Raw genomic sequence first — 23993 nt, 5'->3', positions numbered from 1 at the left:
CTGTGCTCCTTAGAAGTCGTCCGTGCTCGTGAAAAGACCGACTCGAAGGTCGTTGGCTTCATAGATGACCTTGCCGTCGCATTCCATCTCCGCGTCGGCGATGCCCATGACCAGTTTGCGGAGGATCACCCGTTTGAGGTTGATGCGGTAGGTCACGAGCCTGTTGTGCGGGAGGACCTGGCCGCGAAACTTGACTTCACCGACGCCAAGGGCGCGCCCCCGCCCCTTGCCGCCGATCCAGCCCAGGTAGAATCCAACCATCTGCCACATGGCGTCCAGTCCCAGGCATCCCGGCATTACGGGGTCGGAGATGAAATGGCAATCGAAAAACCACAGTTCGGGTTTGACGTCCAGCTCAGCGACGATCATTCCCTTGTCGAAGGAGCCGCCCACCGAGTCGATGTGAGTGATGCGATCGAACATCAGCATGGGTGGGGCGGGCAGTTGGGCGTTACCTGGCCCGAACATCTCGCCTCGGGCGCACTGCAGTAACTCGTCCCACGTATAGCTGTTGCGTCTTGACATCGACTTATTCTTTATTATGGTTATGGTTATCTGGGAGCAGAGAAATTTTTATAGTATATCAAGAAAATGCCGGTTTCAGGAATGCCGGCATCGCTCGGGCGTCCGGGTCAGCGGTACAGCAGCACCGTTTCCCGTTCCTCGCTCCATGAGGTTTCGTCGGTGTGCGCAAGCGCGTCGAGATCGACTGGCATCGCGGCAGGATCGTCCACCCATAGACGCAACAGTTCCGAGCCGTTGATCAGGTCGATGGCGAGGCGGTCGAATTCGTATTCATAAGGGAAGTCCCGCCAGATCGGATAATCCGGTTGCAGCTCGCGCAAGGCCTTGAGCGCCAGCGCCACGATTCGCCAGGGGCGGAAGCCTTCGTGACGGTAGGCCGCGGTTTCGGCGTGGATCTGGACGCCCGAGCACAGCTGGCCGGCATGCTTGTGAAAGGTCGGCTCGAACCAGCAGTCCCGCAGAATGCAGCCGTCGAGCCAATGGGGCGCCAGTGAGCGCATGGCGGTTAGGAGCTTCCGCGCGTCGATGTCCGGTGCTCCGAACAGTTCTAGAGGGCGGGTGGTTCCCCGCCCTTCGGAGAGGGTGGTGCCTTCCAAGAGGACGGTCCCGGCATAGCAGCGCGCCATCGAAAGGTTGGGCGCGTTCGGACTGGGGTTCACCCAGGCATAGTCACCCATCGGCCAGCCATAGCCGGGGGCTTCGGCGGGGTTCCATCCTTCCATGGCGACCACTTCCAGGTCCAGGTCCAGGTGTAGCGTGCTTACGAACCAGCGGGCGAGTTCGCCCATCGTCAGGCCGTGGCGCATGGGAAGCGTGCCGGCGCCGACGAAGCTCTCCCAGCCCGGCCGTAACCGCAGTCCCTCGACCGGCCGGCCGGCCGGATTGGGGCGGTCGAGTATCCACACCGCCTTGCCATGGTCGGCAGCTGCCTCCAGGACGTAGCGCAGGGTGGTGATGAAGGTGTAGATGCGGCAGCCGAGGTCTTGCAGGTCGACCAGCAGCACGTCGAAACTGTCCAGCATGACTCGGGTCGGCCGGCGGGTTTCCCCGTAGAGGCTGAACACCGGGATGCCATGGCAGGGGTCGAAGAAGTCCGGGGATTCGACCATGTTGTCCTGTTTGTCGCCGCGCAGGCCGTGTTGAGGGCCGAACGCCGCCGTCAGCTCGATTTCACCGACCGCGGCGAGTGCATCCAGCGTGTGGGTCAGGTCGCGGGTGACGGATGCGGGATGTGCCAGCAGGGCGATCCGGCGGCCTTTCAAAGGGGCGCGCAGCCCCCGGTCTTGCAGCAGGCGTTCGATGCCGAGCTTCATGCGATGTCCTGATTTTTCCGTGGTTGTGTTGTGACCGGGTGGTGCGCCAGCGTGAGTGCGAAGCCGTCCGGATGGTGGAAGTCGGGCGCTTCCGCCGGATGGCGGAGTGCCCAGTAGGAGAGATTGCCCCCCGCGTCTTCGACAACGGTGCACAGCGCGATCCGCAGGCCGGTATAGACGCCGATGCCGGCGAGAAGTTCGGGACCCAAGGTTGCGTCCAATTCGAGCCGGTTTTCGGTTTGGCGGCGGGCCAGTGCGGGCTGGAGCTTTTCCCCGAATGCTTTGCCGACGCGATAGCCGGAAAAAACGAATGCGGCCCATTCGCCCGATGGCGAAAAATTGAATTCGAGATACTGTGCGCCGTCGTCCGGTTTGAGGAATGCCTCGAAGCAAGTATGTTCCCACAGGCCACGGGTCCAGCGGACGGGCGCGGGCGGAGGAAGGGAGAGTGCCGCCAGCTCGCCCTCGAGCACGAAGCGCAGTTGGAGTATTCCTTTGCGGGGCAGGTCCACGCTCGCTTCGATGCGGTGGACCGGCAGACAGGATCGGGAACGGTGGCAGACCAGTTCCGCAGCGCCGCGGTAAGGCCCTTTCATCGGGCCGATGGCGTCAGTTTTCACCTACAGCTCCTGTTTCGGCGTCATCGGGAACGAAGCCCGGCGGGATGGCCGGCTGACCGCCGTTTTCCCGGCGTCCCCGCATCAACAGCGTACGGATGCGTTCGGACAGCTCGTGCCGTGCTTTGGCCTTTTCGTCCTCGATTTTTTCCGCCGCGGCCCGGGTCGCTCGCTCCTGCTTGAGGCGCCAGACTTCGACGATGGACTGGGAGGCCAACGTACCCAGAAATACGCCGATCGCGATTTGCAATATTGGTTTCATTGCACTCGTTGGGAAGGTAATTTCGTAGGAATCGTTACTATGCCGTTAATCCTACCGCGGGGAAGCGCGTCGTGAATATTTTTCGCATGCTCTGCGATGCTGGACAGTGTGGCGGTTTTCCCACAAAATAGTCGCAGATGACGCATTTCACAGTCCGCCAGGTCCTGATGATCGATTTGCTGCCGCTGTGCCCGCTTTCGTATGGAGGCGAGGGGTGGCGGACTCGGCATGAGTTTTCATCCGGGCCGGTTTCGCCCCGCCTCCCAAAATTTCCCGAGTTCGGCAAGCCGCGAATTTGAACGCTCAATACGAGGAAAGCATCGAAAAGGTGTCAGGTGGAGCGGCGCAGCGGGCCGATGCGGCCATCAAGCATCTGCTTTCGCTGCAGCGACCTGCCGGTGACTGGGAAGGGGAGATGGTGTGGTGCACGATGATCCTCGCCCAGGCGGTCATCGTGCGCACGGTGGTCGGGCGTCCCTATTCGGATCGGGAGCGTACAGCCATCATCAAGCATTTCGAAGTTTCCCAGCTTGCCGACGGCGCCTGGGGCATGCATCCGGAAAGCCCGGGCTATGTGTTTTTCACCGCTTTGGCCTATGTCGCCTTGCGTCTTTTGGGGCTGGGGCCGGATACGCCTCTGCTCGTCAGGGCCAGAGCGTGGCTCCACGCTCAGCCGGACGGTGTCAAGGCGGTTCCCACCTGGGGTAAGTTCTGGCTGATGCTGCTCGGACTGTACGGACGGGAAGGCGTCAATGCCGTGCCGCCAGAGCTGTTCCTGCTGCCGCGCTGGCTGCCTTTTCATCCGAGCCGGTTCTACTGCCATACCCGCCTCATTTATCTGGGTATCGCTTATCTTTCCGGAGTCCGGTTCGGCGCGCCCCTGCCGGAGCCGCTGCGGGATGCGCTGAGGTCAGAGCTCTATGTCGAACCCTACGAATCCGTGGATTTCGGCGCTTTCCGCCATACCGTCGCCCGGACCGATCTCTATGTGCCGATCAGCCGCGTCCTGAGGCTGGTTTACGATCTTCTGGCTCGTTACGAGCGTCGGCCCTGGAAGGCGCTGCGGCAGAGGGCGCTGGCCCTCTGCTTCGAGCAGATATTGCGGGAACAGCGCTCCACGCGCTACCAGGGTATCTCCCCGGTCAGCGGTTTGTTGAACTGCATGGCGATCTTCGCGCACGATCCGCGCCATCCCGATCTCGCGCCCAGCCTCGAAGGCGTGGAAGCTTGGCGATGGGAGGACGAAGCCGAAGGACTGCGCTATGTGGGCGCGCGTTCCAACTCCTGGGATACGGCTTTCGCGGTGCAGGCCCTGGCCGAACTGCCAGAGTTGGACGAGGAGGCGAAGCGTGCGCTGAACCGGGCTCACGCCTTTCTCGACCAGGCTCAGATGACCGCGGAACTGGCCGATTACCGCAAAGCCTGGCGCGACCCCGCGCTGGGGGGCTGGTGCTTTTCCGATGGCCAGCATCGCTGGCCGGTGAGCGATTGTGCCGCGGAGGCGATGAGCGCCCTGTTTGCGCTGTACGAGCACGGGGATGTCCGGATCGCCGCGCCCCTGAGCGCCGATCGCTTGCGCCTGGGTATGGAGTTCATCCTGTCCCGCCAGAACGCGGATGGCGGTTTCGGCACCTACGAGCGGCGGCGGGGCGGGCGGTTGCTGGAGCTGGTCAACCCTTCCGAGATGTTCGGTCAGTGCATGACCGAGCTGTCCTATATCGAGTGTACGGCTTCCTCCCTAGGCGCGTTGGCGCATTATTTGCGGCATTATCCGGATCTTCCGGGAGGAACGATCGCTACGGCGATCAAGAAAGCGGAACGGTTTCTGAGGAGTCGGCAGCTCGAGGACGGCTCCTTCCCGGGCTTCTGGGGGATCAACTACACCTATGCGGTGTTCCATGTGGTCAAGGGTTTGCGGATGGCCGGTGTCGGACCGGCGGACCCGGTTCTGCAATCCGCCGCGGCCTGGCTGCTCGCAAAGCAGCGGTCCGATGGCGGCTGGGGCGAACACTATTCGAGTTGTCTCCAGGGGCGCTACGTCGAAAGCCGGTACAGCCAAACCGTGATGACAGCCTGGGCGCTGCTCGCACTGATGGAGGTTTATCCGGCCGTGCACGAGGCGGTCGAGCGAGGCATTGCCTGGCTATCCTCTCAACAGCGGGACGACGGCGGCTGGCCCCGGCAAGGGGTCAATGGTGTGTTTTTCGGGGCGGCCATGCTGGATTACCGGCTCTACCCGGTTTATTTCCCGGCCTGGGCGCTGGCGCGCTATGCCCGGCTGACTCGAGGAGCTCCGCAGGAGACACGCGCGGAAGCTTGGCCGAATGCTGGTTTGAACAACATCGGTCCGGCCGTGCCGGAGCCGAAGGACATCATGACACGGGTTATCGCAGATGAGTTCGATTGAATTGTCGGAGTGGGATGTTCTGATCGCCGGCGGCAGCGTTGCCGGTTCTGCTGCCGCGGCAGCATTGTCGGGGTTGGGTTTGCGGGTCCTGATCGTCGAGCCCGATCCCGATCCCGGCCGCAGGCTGGCGGGTGAGCTGATCCACCCGCCCGGAATCGACGGGCTGCTCGAACTCGGATTGATCCGTGATGATGCCCCGCGGGGAAGCGTCGTCAACGGCTTTGCCATCTTTCCCTTCAATGACGGCGCGGGCGCTCCGGCGACACTGCTGCCATATGGCGAGATCCATGGGCGCCGGCGCTGTGGCCGCGTGATCGAGCACAGTCTGCTAAAGAGCCATCTGCTCAGGACGGTGCACGGTTTTGATCGGGTCACCGTCTGGCTCGGTGCCAGGGTAACGGGGATGGCGCAGGTGGACGGCAAGCGCTACGTCGCCACCGTGACGCACGCAGGTACCGATGTCCGGGTGGAGTCCCGGCTGATCATCGGGGCCGACGGGCCGATGTCGCAGTTGCGAAAAATGGTCGGCATTTCCCACGAAACCCAGCGCTATTCCGGCATGATCGGCATCGAGGTGGACGATGCCCATCTGCCGAATCCCGGTTATGGCAACATATTTCTGAATCCGGCGGGCGTCTCCTATGCCTATGGCATCGGCGGCGGGCGAGCGAGGGTGATGTTCGAGGTGCTCAAGGGCGCGGACTCGAAGGAGTCCATCCGTGACCATCTGCGCCTGTTTCCCGAGCCCTTCCGGAGCGACATCGAGGCCGTGCTGGCTCAGGGCAAACCCTTGGCGGCGGCGAACTACTGCATCGTTCCGGAGTCGAGCGTCAAGGCGAACGTCGCTCTCATCGGCGATGCACGGGGCTGTTGCCATCCGCTGACCGCTTCGGGCATCACGGCTGCGGTCAAGGATGCCTTCGTCATGCGGGATGCGCTCCAGGCGACGGGGCTGAACTTCGAGGCGGCGCTCAAGCGCTATGCGGTCCAGTGCTGCCGTTTGCAGCTCACCCGCCGCACGCTGGCGGAAGAGCTGCGCGAGGCATTTCTGGCGCAGACGCCGGAAGCTGAACTGCTCAGCCAGTGCATTTTTTCCTATTGGCGCAACAGCCCCAAGGGGCGGCAGGCATCCATGGCCCTGTTGTCGACGCTCGACAGCAGTATTTTCTCGCTGGCTTCGCAGTATGCCCTGGTGGGACTCCAGGCCTTTCGTTTGCTGCCACAGTGGCTGAGTGCCAAGATGGCGGGCGACTGGCTCCGTGGCGTGGCCCAGCTGGTTTCCAAGAGCCTCAAATTCCAGCAGGATGCGCTGAATCAGGCGCTGCGGGCGAAATGAGACAGCGCGCGGGCCTACGCGGCGATCCGCGTAAACAGGTTTGCCGGTGTCCGGAGTGCGGCCGCGAACTCTTCGTGGCGGTCGCGATGGCAGAGCCAGGCACGGGCCTTCGCGGTCCGCAAAAAGTATCCGAAGGATTCGTCGACCAGCCCTGAACTCTGGGCGGTGCCGATGCTTGCTTCGACGGGCGGAAGCGGCGCCGATTTGATCAGCACGAGGTCGCTGGCGCCAATTCTTCCGGCGAGCCACACGGCCAGGCTGTCCGAGGTTATTTCCCAGCCCGGCTTCACGGCGATGCCGTCGGGGTGGGGGAGCCATATCGCGGATTTCCCTTCCTCGAGCACCGTTCGCAGCGCTGGCGGATCCCAAGCGGTTTCCAGGGCCGGCTCCAGTCCTTTCAGCATCAGGCCGTACTGAGCCATCGCCAGAATGGCCATGGCGTGGGCGGCCTCATCGCCGAAACCCAGGTGACCCTGGGCCCGGCGTACCGTGTCGGCGAATTCCCCGCCGCCGGGGACGATCACTACCCTGGAATTTTTCAGGGTTCGCAGCCAGGGGGTCAGCGTCGGAGAACGACCCAGGCTGCCGCCGAGCTTAACGACCCACATGGTCGCCGGTGCGGGCGATGCGGAAACGCTCCAGCAGGTTCAGCAGTGCGGCGGCTTTGTCGAAACATTCCTGGTATTCCGCGGCGGCTGAGGAGTCCGCCACGATGCCGCCACCGGCCCAGAACCTGATGGTACCGTCCGATTGCACCAGGGTACGGATGGCGATGTTGGTATCCATGTTGCCGTCGAAGCCGAGATAGCCGATGGCGCCGCAATAGACGCCGCGCCGGTGGGGTTCGAGTTCCTCAATGATTTCCATGGCGCGGATTTTTGGAGCCCCCGTGATCGAGCCGCCTGGAAAACTGTCACGCAGCAGGCCGACCGCATCATGGCCGGACGCCAGCGTGCCGGTGATGGTGCTCACCAGATGGTGGACGGTGGTGTAGCTCTCGACGTCGAACAGTTTGGGTACCCGTACCGAGCCGGGCTGGCAGTGTTTGCCGAGGTCATTGCGAAGCAGATCCACGATCATCAGATTCTCCGCCTGGTCCTTTTCACTGTGCCGCAAGGATTCCTCAAGGCGGCGATCCTCCAGCGGATCGCCGGAGCGTGGCCGGGTGCCCTTGATGGGCTTGGTTTCCACCCTGCCGTCGAGCACACGCAGGAAGCGCTCCGGCGACGAACTGAGTATGCGTGCCTGGGGAATGTTGAGGAACGCACTGAAAGGCGCGGGGTTGGTTTGACGCAGGGTTTGGTACAGTGTCCAGGCGCTGCCGCGGCAGGGCGCGACGAAGCGCTGCGCCAGGTTCACCTGATAACAGTCGCCTTCGCGGATGTAATGCTGGATGCGCTCGAAGGCGGCGACGTATTCCCGCCGGTTCATGTTCGCCCGAACCGGTGCCAGCACATCGAAGCCGGTGCGTTGCCAGCCCAGCGTCTGTATCTGGCTGAACGACCGCAGCAGATGCGGCCAGCGGGCAGCGGTGGCGGGCGAGCGGCCCTGGCTCACCAGCCAGCTGCGGCCTTGCAGGTGATCCACGACGACCGCCCAGTCATAGATGCCGATGGCCATGTCCGCGATGTTCTCGGCGTCCGTCGTATGCTCCGGCAGGTTCTCCAGGCGCCGGCCCAGGTCGTAGCCGAAATAGCCTAGGGCGCCCCCGGCGAACGGCAGTTCGCCGAAAGGATCGGTGCGGGTGCCCAGTTCCCGCCGCAGGAGGGCAAACGGATCTTCCGGCGACAGGGCGACCTCGCCTCCTTGCCGGCGGATCTCGCTGATGTGGCCACGAGTCACCAGCGTCGCGAGCGGATCGGCGGCGATGATGTCGTAGCGGCCATGCCTGCAGTGCGGAAAGCCGCTGTCGAGGAATACCGCCCAACGCCGATCCGCCCATGGTCCGAACAGGGCGGCGCTGTCTTGGAAATAGGGGAGCTCGGTGATTCGGGGGGTCATGCCTTTTCGAGAAACGGGCGCGCCAGGCAGGCCACGGCCGCCGCCGGCAGACAGTCGGAAACCGGGAGCGCCGTGGCGGTGGCCGGCCGGGGAAGGAGTTCGAGCGCATCCACATAAGGACGGCCCGAGCGGGCAGCGAGGACGCGGGCCAGGAACCGCCCAGCGCCGGCTCCCACCAGGGGGCTTGCCGCCGGCAGCAGGTTTCGGGAGAACTGGCGCTCGATCGCCCGGGTGATGCGTGAAAGCTGGCGCTCTCTCAAGCAGAGGGCCAGCTGCCGCCACTGCTCGGCGGTGCCGTCTTCGCGGTCTCGTCCAACGAGCCGCGCCAAGCGCCGTTCGCTGCCAGCGATGCTTTTTTCGCCGCCGTCCGCCGCAGGCAGCTGGTCGGTGTGTTCTGCGAGTTCGCCGGTGAGGCGATAAACGTCGGCGGTGGTCGCGAAGTGTTCCGCCATGAGGTTGACCCATTCTCCTTCGAAGGGAAGCTCGTTGGCCAGCGCCATGGCGGAGGTGCGCCCGACGCCGGTATAGATGAGTTCATCGTATCGCAATCTGTCATAATCGGTATAGCCTCGCGCGCGGACCTCGCCGTCGCTCAGGGCGACCAGGTCGGTCGTCGTGCTGCCGATGTCGACGAGCAACGCGGGCTGCCGCAGGTGATGAGCGATGAGCGATGCGCTTGCCAGCCAGTTGGCGGAGGCGATGTCGAGCGCATGCGAAGGCTCTACGGCGTCGCCGCGGAGGAAGCCAGTGCGCCCGGCGAAGACCAGCATTCCTTCGGCGCCGAAACGCCGGAGCATCGTCGCAACCAGGGTCTGCACGCCGGTCATGCGGTCTTCGAAATGGTCGGCCAGTTCGCCGGTCATCGTGATGGCGTGGCGGCAGGATGAGCCGATGCCGAGATCCCTGACCGCTTCGGAAAGTGCGCTTTCCAGTCTATCCAAGCCCAGCCAGAGCGGGCAGGGGTATTGCCGGACGTCGGCAATGGTTCCAGCGTCCGTGAGGGCGACGGCTTTGAGGTGGGCTCCGCCAATGTCCCAGCCGATCAGTTCAATGCGCATCGGGATGCTCCAGATTCAAAGTGACCGGCGTTCCCCATTGAGTCCGGGGCGCAGGCAGGCGGCCGGTCCGGTAAAGGTCGAGCGTCAGGCCGGCTGGATTTTCTCCGGTGGCGGCTTTCAGGCCAGCGTAAGACGTCGTCAGCCGTGGGTTGACTTCGAGGATGACGGGGCCTTTGGCCGTTCGGATCAAGTCTATCCCCGCGTAGCCCCAGAGTTCCGGCAGTGCCTTTGCCACGTCGCCGGCGAGCGCCTGCCAGAAGCCGTCCGGATCGGCCAGGGCATTGACGGTACAGCCGCGAAGGGCGAAGCCATCCCCGGCTTGTTCCACGTGCTGGCGGTTGCAGCTCAGCAATCGGGCGCGGCCATGGGAAAACAGTGCGCTGAGACTCAAAGAATCGCCTTCGAGCAGGGGCTGGATGACCCAGCGTCCCGCTCCCGGGGTGAGTTCGCAGCCGGCCCGGACCACCCGGGCTCCTTCGCAGCCGGCGCCACCATCGGGTTTGATGACCACAGGGGCCGGGGCGGCGTCCAGTCGTGCCTCACAGGGCTGGGTCGGTACGACCGGCAGACGGTGGCGTTCCAGAGCCTGGGCCGTGGCGATTTTGCTTGCGGCGACCGTGACGGCGCTCGCAGGACTGGTCAGCAACGCCGTGGCCGTGCGTTCCACTTGCCGGCACAGCCGTTCGAGCACGCCACCGGTTTCCGGAGCGATGGGCCAGACGGCGTCGCAGCGCGCAATGGCGTCCCGCCAGATCCGGTCGAAATCGTCAGCGGCCGCGACGGGTGTGATCATGACGCCGCACGGCAGGTGTTCCCAATCGAGGCGGTCATCCCGGAGAATGAGCGGCCGTATCCCCGGTACTTCGAGCAGGTCCTCGAGCAGGGCGCGCAGCATGAGTTCGCCTTCGGCGGCCAGCTCCGGAGGTAGAGATTCGTGCCGCAGGCCGCCGCCAGTGATGAATTCGAAAACCAGTATGTCCATCCGCCCGATTTCTAGGGAAATGCGGACAAGGCCATTGAATCAGTGAAGATCATTCCCGTACTCGATCTCATGGGGGGGCTCGTCGTTCATGCCGTCAAAGGGCGGCGCGAGAATTACCGCCCGCTCAGCAGTCCCCTCTGCCCCGATGCCGATCCCTTCGCGGCGGTTGAAGCCTTCCGGAATCTGCACCCATTCGATACCTTTTATGTCGCCGATCTGGATGCGCTCATGGGTTTGGGTTACCAGAACGGACTCGTCGCGGCGCTGCGGACCAGGTTTCCGGATATCGTCTTTTGGCTGGATCAGGGGCTGCCCGACGCGGGTGAGGCGGCACCGGCCGGCGTAGTCCCGGTCATCGGCAGTGAATCGATCCCGGCGGTGGCACGGCTGCAGCGAATGGCGACACGCGATTGGATATTGTCGCTGGACTTCTTCGACGGGAGGATGAAAGGTTGCTCCGAAATCCTGGCGCAGCCGCAATATTGGCCGGAGAGAGTGATCGTCATGACCCTGAACCGGGTCGGCAGTTTCGACGGTCCCGATCTGGTTCTCCTCGACCGTGTCCATCGACTGGCGCCGGACAGAGTGCTGATAGCAGCGGGAGGCGTGCGCAACGGCGCAGACCTGGAGTCCCTGGAGAGCCGGGGTGTTCATGCCGTCCTGGTGGCCAGTGCCTTGCATTCCGGATCGCTCGAATTGAGTCGGCTCGGCAGCGTAAGGTCCTGAAAAAGGAAAAAGCGCTCGAAACAGCGCTTTTCCCTTCACCGTTGCGGTGAGCGCCGCTGAGGCGGCGTTCCCGGCAGCGCGCAATCAGTTGTGAGCCGCGAACGGATGAGCTTCGCTGCCCTTGCGGGCGACCACGTCGGCAGCCTTGGGCTCGCCGGCAATGGCGCGCTTGATGGCCAGCTTGGTTGCTTCGTAATTGTAATCCTGGATCTTCGCGTCGTCTTCGGCCAGCCAGTGGATGAATACGCCCACGCAGATGAACAGGTCGTCGGCTTCGTCCGCCGGAATGGTGCCGTCTTCCACGCAGTCGGCAACGGCCATGGCGACGCCGCGCTGGGCGGGGCCGAACATCTGGGTGGCCTGCTTGCCGTTCTTGATGGTGACCTTGTTGAACATCACGGTGTTCGGCTTGCACAGCAGGTTGGGGGCAACCACAGCCAGCAGGGAGGTGAAGCCGTCTTTGTTGTTGGTCAGAGTATTGGCGAAAGCCGTCTCCGCTGCGCTGCCACGGGGGCCCATGATCAGGTCGATGTGAGCGATTTCGTTGCCGCCGCCGCACAGTGCTTCGCCGACCAACAACTTGTTTACTTTACCCATCTGAATTTCCTCTTGTGAAAAAAACGAAAAAAACTTTTTTAATAAGGACATGGTTATTCCCCCGGGAAAGGTTTTTGAGACCGAAGTTTCTAGCGGAGTGCCCGCATCGGTCCCACGTGTCCGAAGGTTTAACCCCGGCCTGTCCCGGTATAAATCGCCTCCAGGCGCACGGCAAGCAGACCGGCGACCGTCAGGTCGGCAGTCGTTCCAGGGTTAATTCCGCGCGTCTTGAATTCGGCATCCACGTCCCGTAGAAGCCCCAAAACCGATTCAGGTCGCACGGTATAGGACAGCGTTTTCTCGATGAGCACCATCTTCGCCGATACCCACGGGGAGTAGCGGGGCCCGAATTTGCGTTCGATGTGGCTATCCGGTATGCGCGCAAGCATGCCGGAAAACGCAGCCACCGCCGCCCAGCCTTCATTGTCCCATCGGGAAAGCGCACTATGATAACGTGGAATCATGAAATCAAAAACATCCGTATAGTCACAGGTGTATTGACGGGCAATGCTGTCCCGCTCGGCGGCAAGCCGCATCGCGTCGCGCAGCGGGATGCCCGGCGGGGTGCGCACGTCATGCTCGGGAGCTTCGCCCAGGCCGCCGGGTTGGGCCAGGCAGATGGCCCGGTAGACCCATTCGGCGTCTTCGACGGTACTGGCATGCAGGATTCGGCTCAGGCTCTGCTTCAGTGTTTCTCCGATCCGCCGCCTTTGAGCCGCTGCGATCAGCGGTGCGGCTAGCAGGACGATACCCAGGTTGGTGTTGCACGCCACGGCGTGGCGGGTGGCCGCGACCGCCCGGTAAATGCGTTCGCCCAGGCAAAGTTCTGGCCGGCACAGCTCCGGCGCGCTGGCCGAAGCGCTCTGCCGGAAATGCGCCACGGTCATGTCGTGGCCTTCGGAGTGCACGCTGACGTTGCCGGGCTTGAATGCTTGCAGTTCGGTTTCGCAGGCCCAGCGGTAGGCGGCTTCGAGTGCTGCGGCGGACACGCTCATGTGGCGGTGCAGCGCGCGGATTCGAGGCGTTGGCAGCGGGCGAGGAAATCGTCCGCCAGCAGTTCGGCGATGACGACCTCGCTGACGCTCTGCAGGCCTTTCCATGCCGGCACGCTGTTGACTTCCAGGACGGTGTAACGTCCGTGCTGGTCGCGGATGATGTCGACGCCGGCATAGGCTATGTCCAGCGTTCTAGCAGCATCTTCGGCCAGTCGGCACAGGAGGATGTCGTCGAGCCGGGCGGGTTCGCAGCGTGCGCCTTGCGCCACGTTGTTCAGCCAGGTCACGCCGCAGCGGCGCATGGCCGCCACCGTACGCCCGCGGATGACGAAGACGCGCCAGTCGTGAGGGGCATCGTCGTCACTGCAGACGTAACGCTGGAGGTAATAAATGCCGTTGGTCGGGGTCAGGTTGACCAGGTCTTCCGGGCAGTCATGACGTTGCAGGCCGGTGCCTTGGGAGCCGAACAGCGGCTTGGAGACGAGGCGGTGGCCGGCCGCCAGTTCGCGCCGGGCGATCTCCATGGCGGCTTCGGGATCGCCGAGCACCCAGGTCGGTGGCGTGGGAATCCCGGCCCGCTGTAGCAGAAAGCTGGTCATGCCTTTGTCCACGGTGCGCTCGATGGCCCGGGCATCGTTGTAGACGGGGACGCCGAGGAGGGTGAGGCCATGCAGGATGTCGAGATAGAAGGTCACCTGTTCCAGCGAGCCTCCGGGGATGCCCCGCACGAACACGCCCTCGGGCAGCCGTCCGGAAAACCCCGGCAGGTGGAGCGGCAGCGCCGGATCTTCGAGATTGAGCCGGCAGCGACTCAGCGACACGTAGGTGCAGCCGAAACCGCGCGCGGCGAATGCCTGTTGCAGCCGCGCTCCGTGCCAGCCGGGGTCGTCCGTGACGATGGCGATGCGGCCCGGTTCAGCCACCGAACGAGCGCTCCAGGAGTTCCACGTCCACTTCTCCGGCATGGAAGCTGCGGCCGGAATCGACGGTCGTGACGATCACGCTGGCCGGGCTGAACAGCATGGCGTCGACCTTGAAGAAGTCGTATTTGTACTCCTTGAATACTTCAGCAAAAGGCTTGCCGTAATCGCGCGAGACCGAACTCGGCAGCTCGTTGGCCAGGGTCTCGGCGGCTTCGTCGCTGCCCTTGACGAACAGATGGACGCGACCACCGAACAGGATGGCATCGTTGGTCCGGCCCATGGCTTTGATGAAATTCGGGTGCGGCGGTGGAACCGGGGCACAGCCGGTGCCGTCGATGATGTTCTCCAACGGGAAGTGCAGGGCATGTGCCTTGTGCAGAGCGACTTCGAGCACCCGCGCCACCACCTGCATGCCGCCCGCCAGACTGCTGGTGGGTGTCAGGATCACGGTCAGGTGGGAGGGGTCCAGCTTGCAAGAGCGAGCGATCTTGTCGGTCAATTCGACCGGTGGAATCTTGTCGACTTCCATGACGATCGTCGTTTCCGTGTGTTTGTCGCGATAATTCAGTTCCTTGTACAGTTCTTCCACCGGCTCTTCGTTGCCGTCCTTGATCTTGGTGGCCATGGCGCGCGCCGGTCCCGAGCCGAGCGCGTAGAAGCCGTCCTTGCCTTCACCGTGCGAAAGGCTCCAGCCGGCATACTGGCTGCCTAGACAGGCGATCACCGGGTTGGAGGTGTGGACGTTGACCGTCAGTGGCCATTTGGTAAAGGTGTCGGTATGGCTGAGGGTGACGCGCCCGAGTCCCCCCATGCAGATTTCGCCGATGAGGCGGCCGGCTTCCAGGCTGCCCGGCACCTTGATGCCGGCGTCAATGATGGTACAGCCGTTGGGCAGCCGGTCGATCTGGAGGCGCAGCTTGTCGGCATAAGTGATCAGATATTTGACGATAGGCTGGCTGTGAGCGTTGACGCTGACGCGATTCTGCATGATGGTCCTCTTGAAAACAGGGGGGTTATGGGTCTCTTGCTGGTCAGGTGTCGGCCATGCGGTCGGCGGCGATCATCGTCTGGATGAGGGCGGTGTGCCGGGCGGCCAGGTTGGAAAGCACTTCGCTTTCGTCTGTTCCGTCGGCCGTGATCGTGCACAGCGGCGCGCCTTTGGCGATGCGGCATCCCGGGCCGGGCCGGTTCTGGCACCACGCAGGCCATTCTAGTGTCCCCGGCATCTCCACGTCATGAGGGGCATAGACGATTTGGATCGCGCGGGCCGGGAATGCAGCAAGGGTAAAGTCCGGCAGTGTGCCGAGACAGGCGCGGATATGAAGTCCGGCCAGGCCGGACGGAAGCTCGTCGTCGTAAAGTGACAGGGTGGCGCTGGGGCGCGGATTGAGTTCGAGCACGCGGATCCCGCCGGTTTCGTCCGTCATGAAATCGAGGCTGTTTAAGCCGCGCAGGCGCAAGGCCGAGACGAGCTGGGCCACGATTCCGCGCAAGGTCTCGCGCTGGGGCTCGCTCAGCGATGTCCGGTTGATCGCGCCGGCGAACCGGAACGGCAGAAGTGGATCGGCTGCCGTGGTCCAAAGGGTGTTGAAGCCGATGATTCTCGATTCCGTGCCGTCGGCCAGGAACAGGGCGGACATCGGGAGCGTTTCGAGCTGTCGCTGGAAGTACCGGTACGGTTTCGAGATGTCCGTATTGCTGGCGAAATTCACGGCAACCCCGCCCTCGCTGCCGCCATGCTTGACCAGCCAGCCGCAAACGTTGCAAGGGGGGTCAAAGCGCGTTTCCGGAAAAGGTATGCCCAGGTTGGCAAGCAGCGCAAAGAACATGGCGGGGGTTTTGGCGAGACGGACGGTTTCTGCGGTATTGCCGACCAGGAGGCGTCCGCGGGCGAGATGTTCGATCACGCCGGGCAGTGAATCCAGACCGCCGCCGTAAAGTGCGACATCGGTGGGTTTCATCCCATCGATGGCCGATCGCAGGGCGGATGCGTCGAACCCGCTCTTGCCGAGCGGTACGATCTGGCATTCACGGCAGTACTCCCGGGTGTCCAGGTCGCCGAAACCGTCGATCGCAAACGGGGTCCATCCGGCTCGCTTCAGTGAGCGGCTGAGCGCGGAGGCGGATGCCGCGACCACCAGAGCGGAGCCGGCTTCCTGCATGATGCGCTAGGCTTGGACGGGAGCCGCCTCGGCGGCCGGCATTGCAAGCGTCACATCGGCCCCCCGGTTGCGCGGCCGGGCGATCTTGAAATCCAGGTGCGCAGCGATCTTCAATGCGGCAGCCGCCGCTGCCAGCCGGCGGGCCTCCCGTTCGGAAGCGACGAGACAGAATCCCGTGGGTCCCCATGAGCTCTGGCCGATGCCCACCGCACCTTGCGCCGCCAGCCAGTCGAGGGCGCCGGCGACGTCGGGGCTGGTGAAGCACCCTCCTTGCGCGGGGGCGAAATAATCACCCACGGATCGCTGGATCTCGGCAATGCCGGCGCCGAAGGTTTCGAGTCGCTGTTCTGCCAGGGCGGGCAGTGTCTGCATCAGGATCAGATGGCTCAGGCGGGCGGCTTCTTGTTCCGGAAACGGCGGCAAGGTCTGGAAGGCATCGATTTCCTGCTTGCCGTGGAGCCCTTGCCCTCGCGAGTCGAATACCAGGATGAAGCGCCAGTCTTCCGGCACCGGCAAGCGGGCGATCACCGGTGGACTGATGGTCTCCGGGCCACGCCCGCCGTCGACGATGAGTCCGCCTTGTTCGAACGAAGCCAGGCCGATGCCCGATCTCGCGCCCCTTTCGATGCGAGGAGCAAGATTGCGGGGCGTGAGCGGCAACCCATAGGCCAGGAGGAGGGCGCTGCCCAGGGCGAGAGCCATCTGTGTGCCCGATCCCAGTCCCACATGCTCCGGAATCGCGGATTCGATTTCGACCGTGGCCGAGCCCGGCAGGTTCAAAGCGGCTTCGAGCTTTTCCAGGATGGCCAGCGCCTTTTCCGCCGACGGGCCGACAGCGCGTGGTTCTCGACTCGGCCAGAGGCTCAGGCGCGTCGCTATGTCGTCGATCGCGACACCGATGCTGCCGAATCGGCGCCCGAACGTGCCGGAGATGTCGATGAACCCGAGATGCAGACGGGCGGGAGCATGGACACGGACGCGCGGAAACGGTTTCGGCATGGTGTTCGGGTGGTGCAGGGGCGATGTCGGCGCCACTCCGCGGGTTGGCCCGATCGGTCATGCGGCGCACCAAAAAGATGTTAGCGTAGAGGAACAGGGCCTTTTTGTCGATCATTCGCCCCATGGGGCGTCAAGTTGAAAAACGAGTCTGGATTCCCTATGCTTGCCTGCCACGCGGATGGCTGCCTGTCCCCTGCCCCCGCTGGCGGTGGGCTTGGAACCACTACAGACTCTTCATCAGAGACTATAAAGGAAAGGGCATGACCGACAACACCTCGGCCAAGGTCTGGGAGAGCGTTCCCAGTCCGTTCTGCGGTATCGCCTCCGACGACCTGAAAATCGAGGTTTGCGGTTCGAGCGTGCGGGTGCTGGCCAATGGCGATGCCGTCACGGTTCCCGGTTTCGAACTGGCCGTGACCGATACCGCTCCCCGTATTGCCGGCGAGCCGGCCGCTCTGGAGGATGCGGTTCGGCAGGCAGCGGCGATTCTAAAAGATGCCAGGCTGCCGGTATTCAGCGGTTTCGGCACCGACGTCAATGACACCCGCGCCGCACTCGCGCTGATCGACAAGGCCCGTGGCGTCTTCGATCAAGCCCGCGCCGGCGGCGGCGTCCGCAACCTGCTGGTATTGGCTGATTCGGGCTGGATCGCGACGACGCTGGCCGAAGTGAAGAATCGCCTCGAAGTGTTGCTGGTTTTCGGCAGTGACGTCGAGGCCGCGTTCCCCCGCTTTTTCGAGCGTTTCGTCTGGAACCAGGAAACCTTGTTCGGGCAGGACCCCGCCAAGCGGGAAGTGATCTATCTCGGCCGGGCTCCAAGCGGCGATGCAGCGGTGTCTCCGGACGGGCGACGTCCGCAGGTCATCGAATGCGCTCCCGAGTATCTGCCGGAACTCGCCGCGGTGCTGTCCGCGCTTGCGCGTGGCGCATCGCTCCAGGCCAAAGCGGTCGGGGGGGTGCCGGTCGGGGTGTTGCAGGGGGTCGTGGACCGGCTCAGGCGGTCGAGCTACAGTGTCGTGACCTGGGTGGCGGGTCAACTCGATTTCCCTCATGCCGATTTGACGGTGCAGCAGGTTTGCCAGACGGTGACCGTCCTCAACAAGGAAACCCGCGCAGCGGTTCTGCCTCTGGGGGGACAGGACGGTGACAGGACCGCCAGCCAGGTCTGCGCCTGGCTGACCGGCTATCCGACACGGGTGAGTTTCGCCCGTGGCTTCCCCGAATATGATCCGTACCTCAATGACGCCGCGCGCATGCTCAGCGAGGGCGAAGCTGACGCGCTGATCTGGGTGTCCAGCCTCTCGGCGGCGCCGCCGCCGGCAGCCGCGGTGCCGACGGTGGTGATCGGCCGCTCCGGCATGCGGTTCGACAAGGAGCCGGACGTGTTCATTCCGGTGGGTGTTCCGGGTATCGACCATGCTGGCCACATGTACCGCTGCGACAATGTCGTGGCCATGCCGCTCTATCCGCTGCGCGATTGCGGGCTGACGAGTGCGGCCGCCGTGCTGACCGCGATCGAGCAGTCGCTCTAGCGGCCTGCTTTTTAGGGAGAACCCAAATCATGCTGATCAAGCTCACGGGCGGCACCGTCTACGACCCGGCGAACGGCATCAACGGCCAGGTGCGCAACCTTTTCATCCGCGACGGCAGGATCGTCCATTCGCTGAACGGCGCAACGCCGGATCAGGAATACGACCTGCGCGGCAAGGTGGTGATGGCCGGTGCCATCGATATGCATACCCACATCGGCGGTGGCAAGGTGACCATCGCCCGCAACCTGCTGCCGGAAGACCATCGCGCCGATCCCCAGCCGCGCCGGGGCCTGATGCGGGCGGGCTGCGGCCACGCCGCGCCTTCGACCCTGACCACCGGCTATCGTTACGCCGAGATGGGCTACACGGCGGGGTTCGAGCCTGCCGTGCTGCCCATCAACGCGCGCCAGGCCCACATGGAAATGGCGGACGTGCCGCTGTTGGACGTCGGTGGCTATGTCATGCTGGGAAGCGACGATTTCTTCCTGCGGCTCTTGTCCTCGGGCAGCGACCAGCAACTCATCAACGACTATGTCGCCTGGACGATCCATTCCGCCAAGGCGATCGGGATCAAGGTAGTCAATCCTGGAGGGATCAGTGCCTTCAAGTTCAACCAGCGTATGCTGGATTTGGACGAAAAGCACGCCTACTACGGCGTCACGCCCAGACAGATTTTGAAATCGCTGGCGCGCGCCGTACACGAACTGGGGGTGCCGCATCCGCTGCACGTCCACGGCTGCAACCTGGGAGTGCCGGGCAACGTCGAGACCACACTGAACACCATCAGTGGCATCGAAGGTCTACCGATGCATCTGACCCACATCCAGTTCCACAGTTACGGCGTCGAGGGGGACCGCAAGTTCTCCTCCGGCGCAGCCCGCATCGCCGAAGCCATCAATGCCAACAAGAACATCACGATCGACGTCGGCCAGATTCTGTTCGGCCAGACCGTGACGGCTTCGGGCGATTCGATGCGTCAGCACGCGAATGCAGGCCATGCGCATCCCGACAAATGGGTGTGTATGGACATCGAATGCGATGCCGGCTGCGGTGTGGTGCCGTTCAAGTATCGCGACAAGAATTTCGTCAACGCGCTGCAATGGTGTATCGGCCTGGAAACTTTCCTCCTGGTCGACGATCCCTGGCGCGTGTTTTTGACCACCGACCATCCCAACGGCGCGCCGTTCACGACCTATCCGCATCTGATCCGGCTGCTGATGGACAAGAGCTTCCGCAATGACATGCTGGCTGCGATCAATCCAGATGCGGCGGCGCTGAGTACGCTGGGCTCGATCGACCGTGAATACTCCTTATATGAGATCGCCATCCTGACCAGGGCCGGTGCGGCCAGGCTGCTGGGGCTGACCGACCGCGGTCATCTCGGGGCGGGGGCGGCGGCGGACATCACCGTCTACACGGAGCAGGCCGACAAGGAAAAGATGTTCACACGGCCGGACTACGTCTTCAAAGACGGCGAACTGGTGGTGCGCAACGGTGAGGTTGTCAAGGTCGTATGGGGCAATCTGCATACCGTCCAGCCCGACTTCGACAGAGGCATCGAAACGCGGCTGCGCGATTACTTCGACCGCTACCACACCATGAAGCTGGATAATTTCATCATCAACGATTGGGAAATCGAAGGCGATGGGCGCAGCAAAATCCTCGTCCATCCCTGCCATCAGGGGGCGCGGTCATGATCATCAACGGCGTGCACATCGACGAGACTTTCGCAGAGGCCTTCCCGATGCGCGCCACGCGCGTGATCATCACGGCCCAGAATCACAAATGGGCTCATCATGCGGCCCAGGCCATGACGGGTTTCGCGACCTCGGTCATCGCCTGCGGCTGCGAAGCCGGCATCGAACGGGAGCTCGATCCCGCCGAAACACCGGACGGACGTCCCGGCGTTGCGGTGCTGCTGTTCGCCATGGGCGGCAAGGGGCTGGCGAAGCAACTGGAAACCCGGGCCGGTCAATGCGTGTTGACCTCGCCCACCTCGGCGCTGTTCGCCGGTTTGGATGAAGGCGAACAGATTCCTTTGGGGAAAAATCTGCGTTATTTCGGCGACGGCTTCCAGATTTCCAAACGGATCGCCGGCAAGCGCTATTGGCGCGTGCCGGTCATGGACGGCGAGTTCCTCTGTGAGGAAACCACCGGCATGATCAAGGCGGTCGGGGGTGGCAATTTCCTCATCCTGGCCGAATCGCAGCCGCAGGCGCTGGCCGCCTGCGAGGCGGCGATCGAGGCGATGCGTCGAATACCCAACGTCATCATGCCGTTCCCTGGCGGTGTCGTCCGTTCGGGTTCCAAGGTCGGCTCCAAGTACAAGACCCTGCCGGCATCGACCAACGACGCCTTTTGCCCGACCTTGAAAGGGCAAACGAGGACGGAGCTTTCGCCGGAAATCGAATCGGTGATGGAGATCGTGATCGACGGTTTGAGCGATGCCGACATCGCCCGGGCGATGCGCGCAGGCATCGAAGCGGCTTGCGGGCTGGGGGCAGCCAATGGCATCCGGCGTATCAGCGCCGGCAACTACGGCGGCAAGCTCGGGCCGTTCCTGTTCCATCTCCGCGAAATCATGGGCTGAACACCGTCCGGCCCCGGCCAACAAGGAATCGACTATGACTGCATTGAGCTTTACGCTGAAGTCGCCGTTGCGGCAGCGGCTGGATGTCTCGCCGCTCGTGCCGGATCTGCTGTTGGGCAAAGCGCCCAAGGAGATTGCCGCGCTGGACCTGCAGTACGGCAACCGCCGAATCGCCGCGGCAGAGCTGTTCGACATCGAAGGGGACGATGCGGAGTCGGTCCGTATTTCCGGCTCGCCGAAACTCGACTTCGCCGGCAGGGGGATGGCGCGGGGCTCTCTCATCATAGAGGGTGATGCCGGGGCTTACGCCGGTATGCACATGAAAGGAGGGTATTTGTGCGTGTCCGGTTCGACCGGTCTGTATGCGGCGTGCGAACTCAAGGGCGGTATCGTCGAGATTTGCGGCAATGCCGGTGATCTGCTCGGGAGCGCTCTCCCCGGCAACAAAAAAGGCATGTCGGAAGGGATCGTGATCGTTCGTGGCGATGCCGGAGACCGGGTCGGCGATCACATGCGCCGCGGATCGATTCTCATCGAAGGCAACGCCGGGATGTACCTGGGCGCCCGGATGACGGCCGGCACCATCGCCGTACGGGGACGCGTCGGCGCCTGCGCCGGTTACGCCATGAGGCGCGGAACCCTGTTGCTCTACGGTTCCCCGGTGGCCATCGGCGCCACTTTCAACGACTGCGGTTTGCATACCCTGGGTTTTCTGCCTTTGCTCCTCAAAGGCTACCAGGGTTTGAATACCTGCTTCTCCGACCCTCAGGCGCGCCGGTTGCGCGTGCGCCGTTTGGCTGGAGACCTGTCGGTCCAGGGCAAGGGCGAAATCCTTCTGGTCGCCTGAGCCTTGCGGTCTCCTCCGGCGCGCCGGACTTCTCGGCGTCCCGAGGCAAGCCGCCAGGAGGCCATGGTTCCCGCCGTTGTCGGATGGCGGGGGGCGTTTCGTCCCGCGCCGTCCGTTACCTTAATTCCGTCCATGGGCGCAGATTCATGACGTTGGCTCACCCGGCGAACCTGCGTCAAATTGCCGCAGATTTTTCTTGACAGCTTCGGGGCGGGTGATAGACTGCGACGCACCAAGAGGGCCGGCCAGCCTGAGGGCTGCGGTTCTAAGGGGTGGCAAGGATGCATAAACCAAGCAGGGAAGTGAGAGAAGATTCACCGGGCGATGCACCGGTGTTTATGTCCGATATAACAGTTGGAGGTAAAAATGGCAGCAACAACTTTGGGTGGTGCAGCCGCGGCCGAAGCGCCGCTGCTGGACAAAAAGTGGCTCACGTTCGCGCTGGCGATCTACACCGTGTTCTACATGTGGGTACGCTGGTACGAAGGTGTTTACGGCTGGTCCGCCGGTCTGGACTCGTTCGCGCCGGAGTTTGAAACCTACTGGATGAACTTCCTGTACACCGAGATCGTCCTGGAGATCGTGACGGCTTCGATCCTGTGGGGTTATCTCTGGAAGACTCGCGACCGCAACCTGGCCGCGCTGACCCCGCGTGAAGAGCTGCGCCGCAACTTCACCCACCTGACCTGGCTGGTGGCCTACGCCTGGGCCCTCTACTGGGGCGCTTCCTACTTCACCGAGCAGGACGGCACCTGGCATCAGACGATCGTGCGCGACACCGACTTCACGCCGTCGCACATCATCGAGTTCTATCTGAGCTACCCGATCTACATCATCACCGGTTTTGCGGCGTTCATCTACGCCAAGACGCGTCTGCCGTTCTTTGCGAAGGGCATTTCGCTGCCGTACCTGGTGCTGGTGGTGGGTCCGTTCATGATTCTGCCGAACGTGGGTCTAAACGAGTGGGGCCACACCTTCTGGTTCATGGAAGAGCTGTTCGTGGCGCCGCTGCACTACGGCTTCGTGATCTTCGGCTGGCTGGCGCTGGCCGTCATGGGCACCCTGACCCAGACCTTCTACAGCTTTGCCCAGGGCGGACTGGGACAATCCCTGTGTGAAGCCGTGGACGAAGGCTTGATCGCGAAATAAGGAACTTCGCAGGCCGGCGGGCCGGTGGGGGTGCTGGCGCACAGACCCCGGGCCGGACCGGCGGCCGGAAAGGACTCGCGGCGACGGGGGGCGGGTGGTCCCGGCTCCCGTCGAAAATAAGAAAACGACAAATTTGGAGGTAACTTTAATGAGTGCTGCGCAATCTGCGGTTCGTTCGCACGCCGAAGCGGTCCAGGTATCCCGGACCATCGACTGGATGGCGTTGTTCGTGGTGTTCTTCGTGATCGTGGGCTCGTACCACATTCACGCCATGCTCACCATGGGCGACTGGGACTTCTGGTCGGACTGGAAAGACCGGCGTCTGTGGGTCACCGTGACTCCGATCGTGCTGGTCACCTTCCCGGCGGCCGTCCAATCCTACCTGTGGGAGCGGTTTCGTCTGCCCTGGGGAGCGACTGTCTGCGTACTCGGCCTGCTGCTGGGTGAGTGGATCAACCGCTACTTCAACTTCTGGGGCTGGACCTACTTCCCGATCAACTTCGTGTTCCCCGCCTCGCTGGTGCCGGGCGCCATCATCCTGGACACCGTACTGATGCTGTCGGGCAGCTACCTGTTCACCGCCATCGTCGGTGCGATGGGTTGGGGTCTGATCTTCTACCCGGGCAACTGGCCGATCATCGCGCCGCTGCACGTGCCGGTGGAATACAACGGCATGCTGATGTCGGTTGCCGACATCCAGGGTTACAACTATGTGCGTACCGGCACGCCCGAGTACATCCGCATGGTAGAGAAGGGCACCCTGCGTACCTTCGGTAAGGACGTCGCCCCGGTATCGGCATTCTTCTCCGCGTTCATGTCGATCCTGATCTACTTCATGTGGCACTTCATCGGTCGCTGGTTCTCCAACGAACGGTTCCTGCAGAGCACCTGATCGGGCTGCGGCAAGACCTGTGAGTGAAAGACCGTCGTCCGGCTTGGCGACAGGCCGGCGAGTGACCCAACAGCAAGAAC

General features: G+C 63.3%; 23 protein-coding genes. 9 read left to right on the top strand and 14 right to left on the bottom strand.

Annotated features, from left to right (window positions below):
• Positions 1-9: 9 nt before the first annotated feature.
• The 4 genes from fabA to N4J17_RS03805 all read right to left on the bottom strand — a co-directional run bounded on the left by fabA (position 10) and on the right by N4J17_RS03805 (position 2717).
• The gene (gene fabA, locus N4J17_RS03820) at positions 10-525 is read right to left on the bottom strand and encodes a 3-hydroxyacyl-[acyl-carrier-protein] dehydratase FabA (RefSeq protein WP_198324148.1); all 516 of its coding nucleotides are present in this window, start codon (positions 523-525) and stop codon (positions 10-12) included.
• 107 nt (positions 526-632) lie between these two features.
• A complete protein-coding gene (locus N4J17_RS03815) occupies positions 633-1838 on the bottom strand; it encodes an exo-beta-N-acetylmuramidase NamZ family protein (RefSeq protein WP_198324149.1) in 1206 nt (401 codons plus the stop codon).
• On the bottom strand, positions 1835-2458 hold the full coding sequence (locus N4J17_RS03810) for a DOMON-like domain-containing protein (protein ID WP_277458531.1): 624 nt from the start codon (positions 2456-2458) through the stop codon (positions 1835-1837). The genes N4J17_RS03815 and N4J17_RS03810 overlap by 4 nt, the downstream gene beginning before the upstream one ends.
• Positions 2448-2717 (bottom strand): hypothetical protein, encoded by a 270-nt coding sequence (locus N4J17_RS03805; RefSeq protein WP_198324150.1) that lies wholly within the window; start codon positions 2715-2717, stop codon positions 2448-2450. The genes N4J17_RS03810 and N4J17_RS03805 overlap by 11 nt, the downstream gene beginning before the upstream one ends.
• A 295-nt stretch (positions 2718-3012) precedes the next feature.
• Between N4J17_RS03805 and N4J17_RS03800 the strand changes: the two genes are divergently transcribed.
• Both N4J17_RS03800 and N4J17_RS03795 read left to right on the top strand, forming a co-directional pair.
• Entirely contained in the window at positions 3013-5124 is a 2112-nt protein-coding gene (locus tag N4J17_RS03800) for a 2,3-oxidosqualene cyclase (protein WP_232470731.1), read from the top strand.
• Positions 5111-6460, top strand: coding sequence for a squalene monooxygenase (locus N4J17_RS03795; protein ID WP_198324151.1), 1350 nt, complete (start codon positions 5111-5113; stop codon positions 6458-6460). The genes N4J17_RS03800 and N4J17_RS03795 overlap by 14 nt, the downstream gene beginning before the upstream one ends.
• Positions 6461-6474: 14 nt before the next feature.
• On the opposite strand, the gene N4J17_RS03790 is transcribed toward N4J17_RS03795, so the two are convergent.
• From N4J17_RS03790 to N4J17_RS03775, 4 genes are read right to left on the bottom strand one after another with little or no spacing between them, the layout of a single operon-like run.
• Positions 6475-7068: an amino acid kinase gene (locus N4J17_RS03790; protein WP_198324152.1), complete on the bottom strand. Its 594-nt coding sequence runs from the start codon at positions 7066-7068 to the stop codon at positions 6475-6477.
• Entirely contained in the window at positions 7055-8461 is a 1407-nt protein-coding gene (pabB, locus tag N4J17_RS03785) for an aminodeoxychorismate synthase component I (RefSeq protein WP_198324153.1), read from the bottom strand. Before pabB ends, N4J17_RS03790 begins: the two co-directional genes overlap by 14 nt.
• Positions 8458-9519 carry a hydantoinase/oxoprolinase family protein gene (locus N4J17_RS03780; protein WP_198324154.1) on the bottom strand — a complete coding sequence of 354 codons (1062 nt, stop codon included), beginning with the start codon at positions 9517-9519 and terminating at the stop codon, positions 8458-8460. The genes pabB and N4J17_RS03780 overlap by 4 nt, the downstream gene beginning before the upstream one ends.
• Entirely contained in the window at positions 9509-10501 is a 993-nt protein-coding gene (locus N4J17_RS03775; protein WP_198324155.1) for an ATP-grasp domain-containing protein, read from the bottom strand. Before N4J17_RS03775 ends, N4J17_RS03780 begins: the two co-directional genes overlap by 11 nt.
• Before the next feature lie 42 nt (positions 10502-10543).
• Between N4J17_RS03775 and N4J17_RS03770 the strand changes: the two genes are divergently transcribed.
• Positions 10544-11227, top strand: coding sequence for a HisA/HisF-related TIM barrel protein (locus tag N4J17_RS03770; protein WP_198324156.1), 684 nt, complete (start codon positions 10544-10546; stop codon positions 11225-11227).
• Between the two features lie 84 nt (positions 11228-11311).
• On the opposite strand, the gene fae is transcribed toward N4J17_RS03770, so the two are convergent.
• The 6 genes from fae to N4J17_RS03740 form a co-directional block, all read right to left on the bottom strand.
• Positions 11312-11824: a formaldehyde-activating enzyme gene (gene fae, locus N4J17_RS03765; protein WP_198324157.1), complete on the bottom strand. Its 513-nt coding sequence runs from the start codon at positions 11822-11824 to the stop codon at positions 11312-11314.
• 128 nt (positions 11825-11952) lie between these two features.
• Complete coding sequence (locus tag N4J17_RS03760; RefSeq protein WP_198324158.1) at positions 11953-12819, bottom strand: triphosphoribosyl-dephospho-CoA synthase; 867 nt, start codon at positions 12817-12819, stop codon at positions 11953-11955.
• Positions 12816-13742 carry an ATP-grasp domain-containing protein gene (locus N4J17_RS03755; RefSeq protein WP_198324159.1) on the bottom strand — a complete coding sequence of 309 codons (927 nt, stop codon included), beginning with the start codon at positions 13740-13742 and terminating at the stop codon, positions 12816-12818. The genes N4J17_RS03760 and N4J17_RS03755 overlap by 4 nt, the downstream gene beginning before the upstream one ends.
• Positions 13735-14730: a methenyltetrahydromethanopterin cyclohydrolase gene (gene mch, locus N4J17_RS03750; RefSeq protein ID WP_198324160.1), complete on the bottom strand. Its 996-nt coding sequence runs from the start codon at positions 14728-14730 to the stop codon at positions 13735-13737. The genes N4J17_RS03755 and mch overlap by 8 nt, the downstream gene beginning before the upstream one ends.
• Positions 14731-14773: 43 nt before the next feature.
• A complete protein-coding gene (locus N4J17_RS03745) occupies positions 14774-15904 on the bottom strand; it encodes an ATP-grasp domain-containing protein (protein ID WP_198324161.1) in 1131 nt (376 codons plus the stop codon).
• 6 nt (positions 15905-15910) lie between these two features.
• Complete coding sequence (locus N4J17_RS03740) at positions 15911-16903, bottom strand: beta-ribofuranosylaminobenzene 5'-phosphate synthase family protein (protein ID WP_198324162.1); 993 nt, start codon at positions 16901-16903, stop codon at positions 15911-15913.
• A 260-nt stretch (positions 16904-17163) separates the two neighbouring features.
• Here N4J17_RS03740 and N4J17_RS03735 point away from each other — a divergent pair, with 260 nt between their 5' ends.
• The 6 genes from N4J17_RS03735 (at position 17164) to amoA (ending at position 23913) form a co-directional block, all read left to right on the top strand.
• Positions 17164-18435: a formylmethanofuran dehydrogenase subunit B gene (locus tag N4J17_RS03735; protein ID WP_198324163.1), complete on the top strand. Its 1272-nt coding sequence runs from the start codon at positions 17164-17166 to the stop codon at positions 18433-18435.
• 29 nt (positions 18436-18464) lie between these two features.
• Positions 18465-20132, top strand: coding sequence for a formylmethanofuran dehydrogenase subunit A (locus N4J17_RS03730; protein WP_198324164.1), 1668 nt, complete (start codon positions 18465-18467; stop codon positions 20130-20132).
• The gene (fhcD, locus tag N4J17_RS03725; RefSeq protein ID WP_198324165.1) at positions 20129-21025 is read left to right on the top strand and encodes a formylmethanofuran--tetrahydromethanopterin N-formyltransferase; all 897 of its coding nucleotides are present in this window, start codon (positions 20129-20131) and stop codon (positions 21023-21025) included. The genes N4J17_RS03730 and fhcD overlap by 4 nt, the downstream gene beginning before the upstream one ends.
• 34 nt (positions 21026-21059) lie before the next feature.
• Positions 21060-21872, top strand: coding sequence for a formylmethanofuran dehydrogenase subunit C (locus N4J17_RS03720; RefSeq protein WP_198324166.1), 813 nt, complete (start codon positions 21060-21062; stop codon positions 21870-21872).
• Positions 21873-22238: 366 nt separating this feature from the next.
• Entirely contained in the window at positions 22239-23021 is a 783-nt protein-coding gene (gene amoC, locus N4J17_RS03715; protein ID WP_338457636.1) for a bacterial ammonia monooxygenase, subunit AmoC, read from the top strand.
• A gap of 148 nt (positions 23022-23169) precedes the next feature.
• Positions 23170-23913: a bacterial ammonia monooxygenase, subunit AmoA gene (amoA, locus tag N4J17_RS03710; RefSeq protein ID WP_198324339.1), complete on the top strand. Its 744-nt coding sequence runs from the start codon at positions 23170-23172 to the stop codon at positions 23911-23913.
• Positions 23914-23993: the final 80 nt, after the last annotated feature.

This window comes from Methylococcus capsulatus (genome assembly GCF_036864975.1).
Classification (GTDB): Bacteria; Pseudomonadota; Gammaproteobacteria; order Methylococcales; family Methylococcaceae; genus Methylococcus.
Note: the sequence above shows the minus strand (reverse complement) of the source record. Positions and strands in the feature narration are given on the sequence as shown.

Coding starts and splice junctions, on each gene's coding strand:
- N4J17_RS03745 (WP_198324161.1), bottom strand. CDS start 15,904: ATGCAGGAAGCCGGCTCCGCTCTGGTGGTCGCGGCATCCGCCTCCGCG.
- amoA (WP_198324339.1), top strand. CDS start 23,170: ATGAGTGCTGCGCAATCTGCGGTTCGTTCGCACGCCGAAGCGGTCCAG.
- N4J17_RS03795 (WP_198324151.1), top strand. CDS start 5,111: ATGAGTTCGATTGAATTGTCGGAGTGGGATGTTCTGATCGCCGGCGGC.
- pabB (WP_198324153.1), bottom strand. CDS start 8,461: ATGACCCCCCGAATCACCGAGCTCCCCTATTTCCAAGACAGCGCCGCC.
- N4J17_RS03815 (WP_198324149.1), bottom strand. CDS start 1,838: ATGAAGCTCGGCATCGAACGCCTGCTGCAAGACCGGGGGCTGCGCGCC.
- N4J17_RS03730 (WP_198324164.1), top strand. CDS start 18,465: ATGCTGATCAAGCTCACGGGCGGCACCGTCTACGACCCGGCGAACGGC.
- N4J17_RS03760 (WP_198324158.1), bottom strand. CDS start 12,819: ATGAGCGTGTCCGCCGCAGCACTCGAAGCCGCCTACCGCTGGGCCTGC.
- fabA (WP_198324148.1), bottom strand. CDS start 525: ATGTCAAGACGCAACAGCTATACGTGGGACGAGTTACTGCAGTGCGCC.
- N4J17_RS03805 (WP_198324150.1), bottom strand. CDS start 2,717: ATGAAACCAATATTGCAAATCGCGATCGGCGTATTTCTGGGTACGTTG.
- fae (WP_198324157.1), bottom strand. CDS start 11,824: ATGGGTAAAGTAAACAAGTTGTTGGTCGGCGAAGCACTGTGCGGCGGC.
- N4J17_RS03780 (WP_198324154.1), bottom strand. CDS start 9,519: ATGCGCATTGAACTGATCGGCTGGGACATTGGCGGAGCCCACCTCAAA.
- N4J17_RS03720 (WP_198324166.1), top strand. CDS start 21,060: ATGACTGCATTGAGCTTTACGCTGAAGTCGCCGTTGCGGCAGCGGCTG.
- amoC (WP_338457636.1), top strand. CDS start 22,239: ATGGCAGCAACAACTTTGGGTGGTGCAGCCGCGGCCGAAGCGCCGCTG.
- N4J17_RS03735 (WP_198324163.1), top strand. CDS start 17,164: ATGACCGACAACACCTCGGCCAAGGTCTGGGAGAGCGTTCCCAGTCCG.
- N4J17_RS03740 (WP_198324162.1), bottom strand. CDS start 16,903: ATGCCGAAACCGTTTCCGCGCGTCCGTGTCCATGCTCCCGCCCGTCTG.
- N4J17_RS03790 (WP_198324152.1), bottom strand. CDS start 7,068: ATGTGGGTCGTTAAGCTCGGCGGCAGCCTGGGTCGTTCTCCGACGCTG.
- mch (WP_198324160.1), bottom strand. CDS start 14,730: ATGCAGAATCGCGTCAGCGTCAACGCTCACAGCCAGCCTATCGTCAAA.
- N4J17_RS03775 (WP_198324155.1), bottom strand. CDS start 10,501: ATGGACATACTGGTTTTCGAATTCATCACTGGCGGCGGCCTGCGGCAC.
- fhcD (WP_198324165.1), top strand. CDS start 20,129: ATGATCATCAACGGCGTGCACATCGACGAGACTTTCGCAGAGGCCTTC.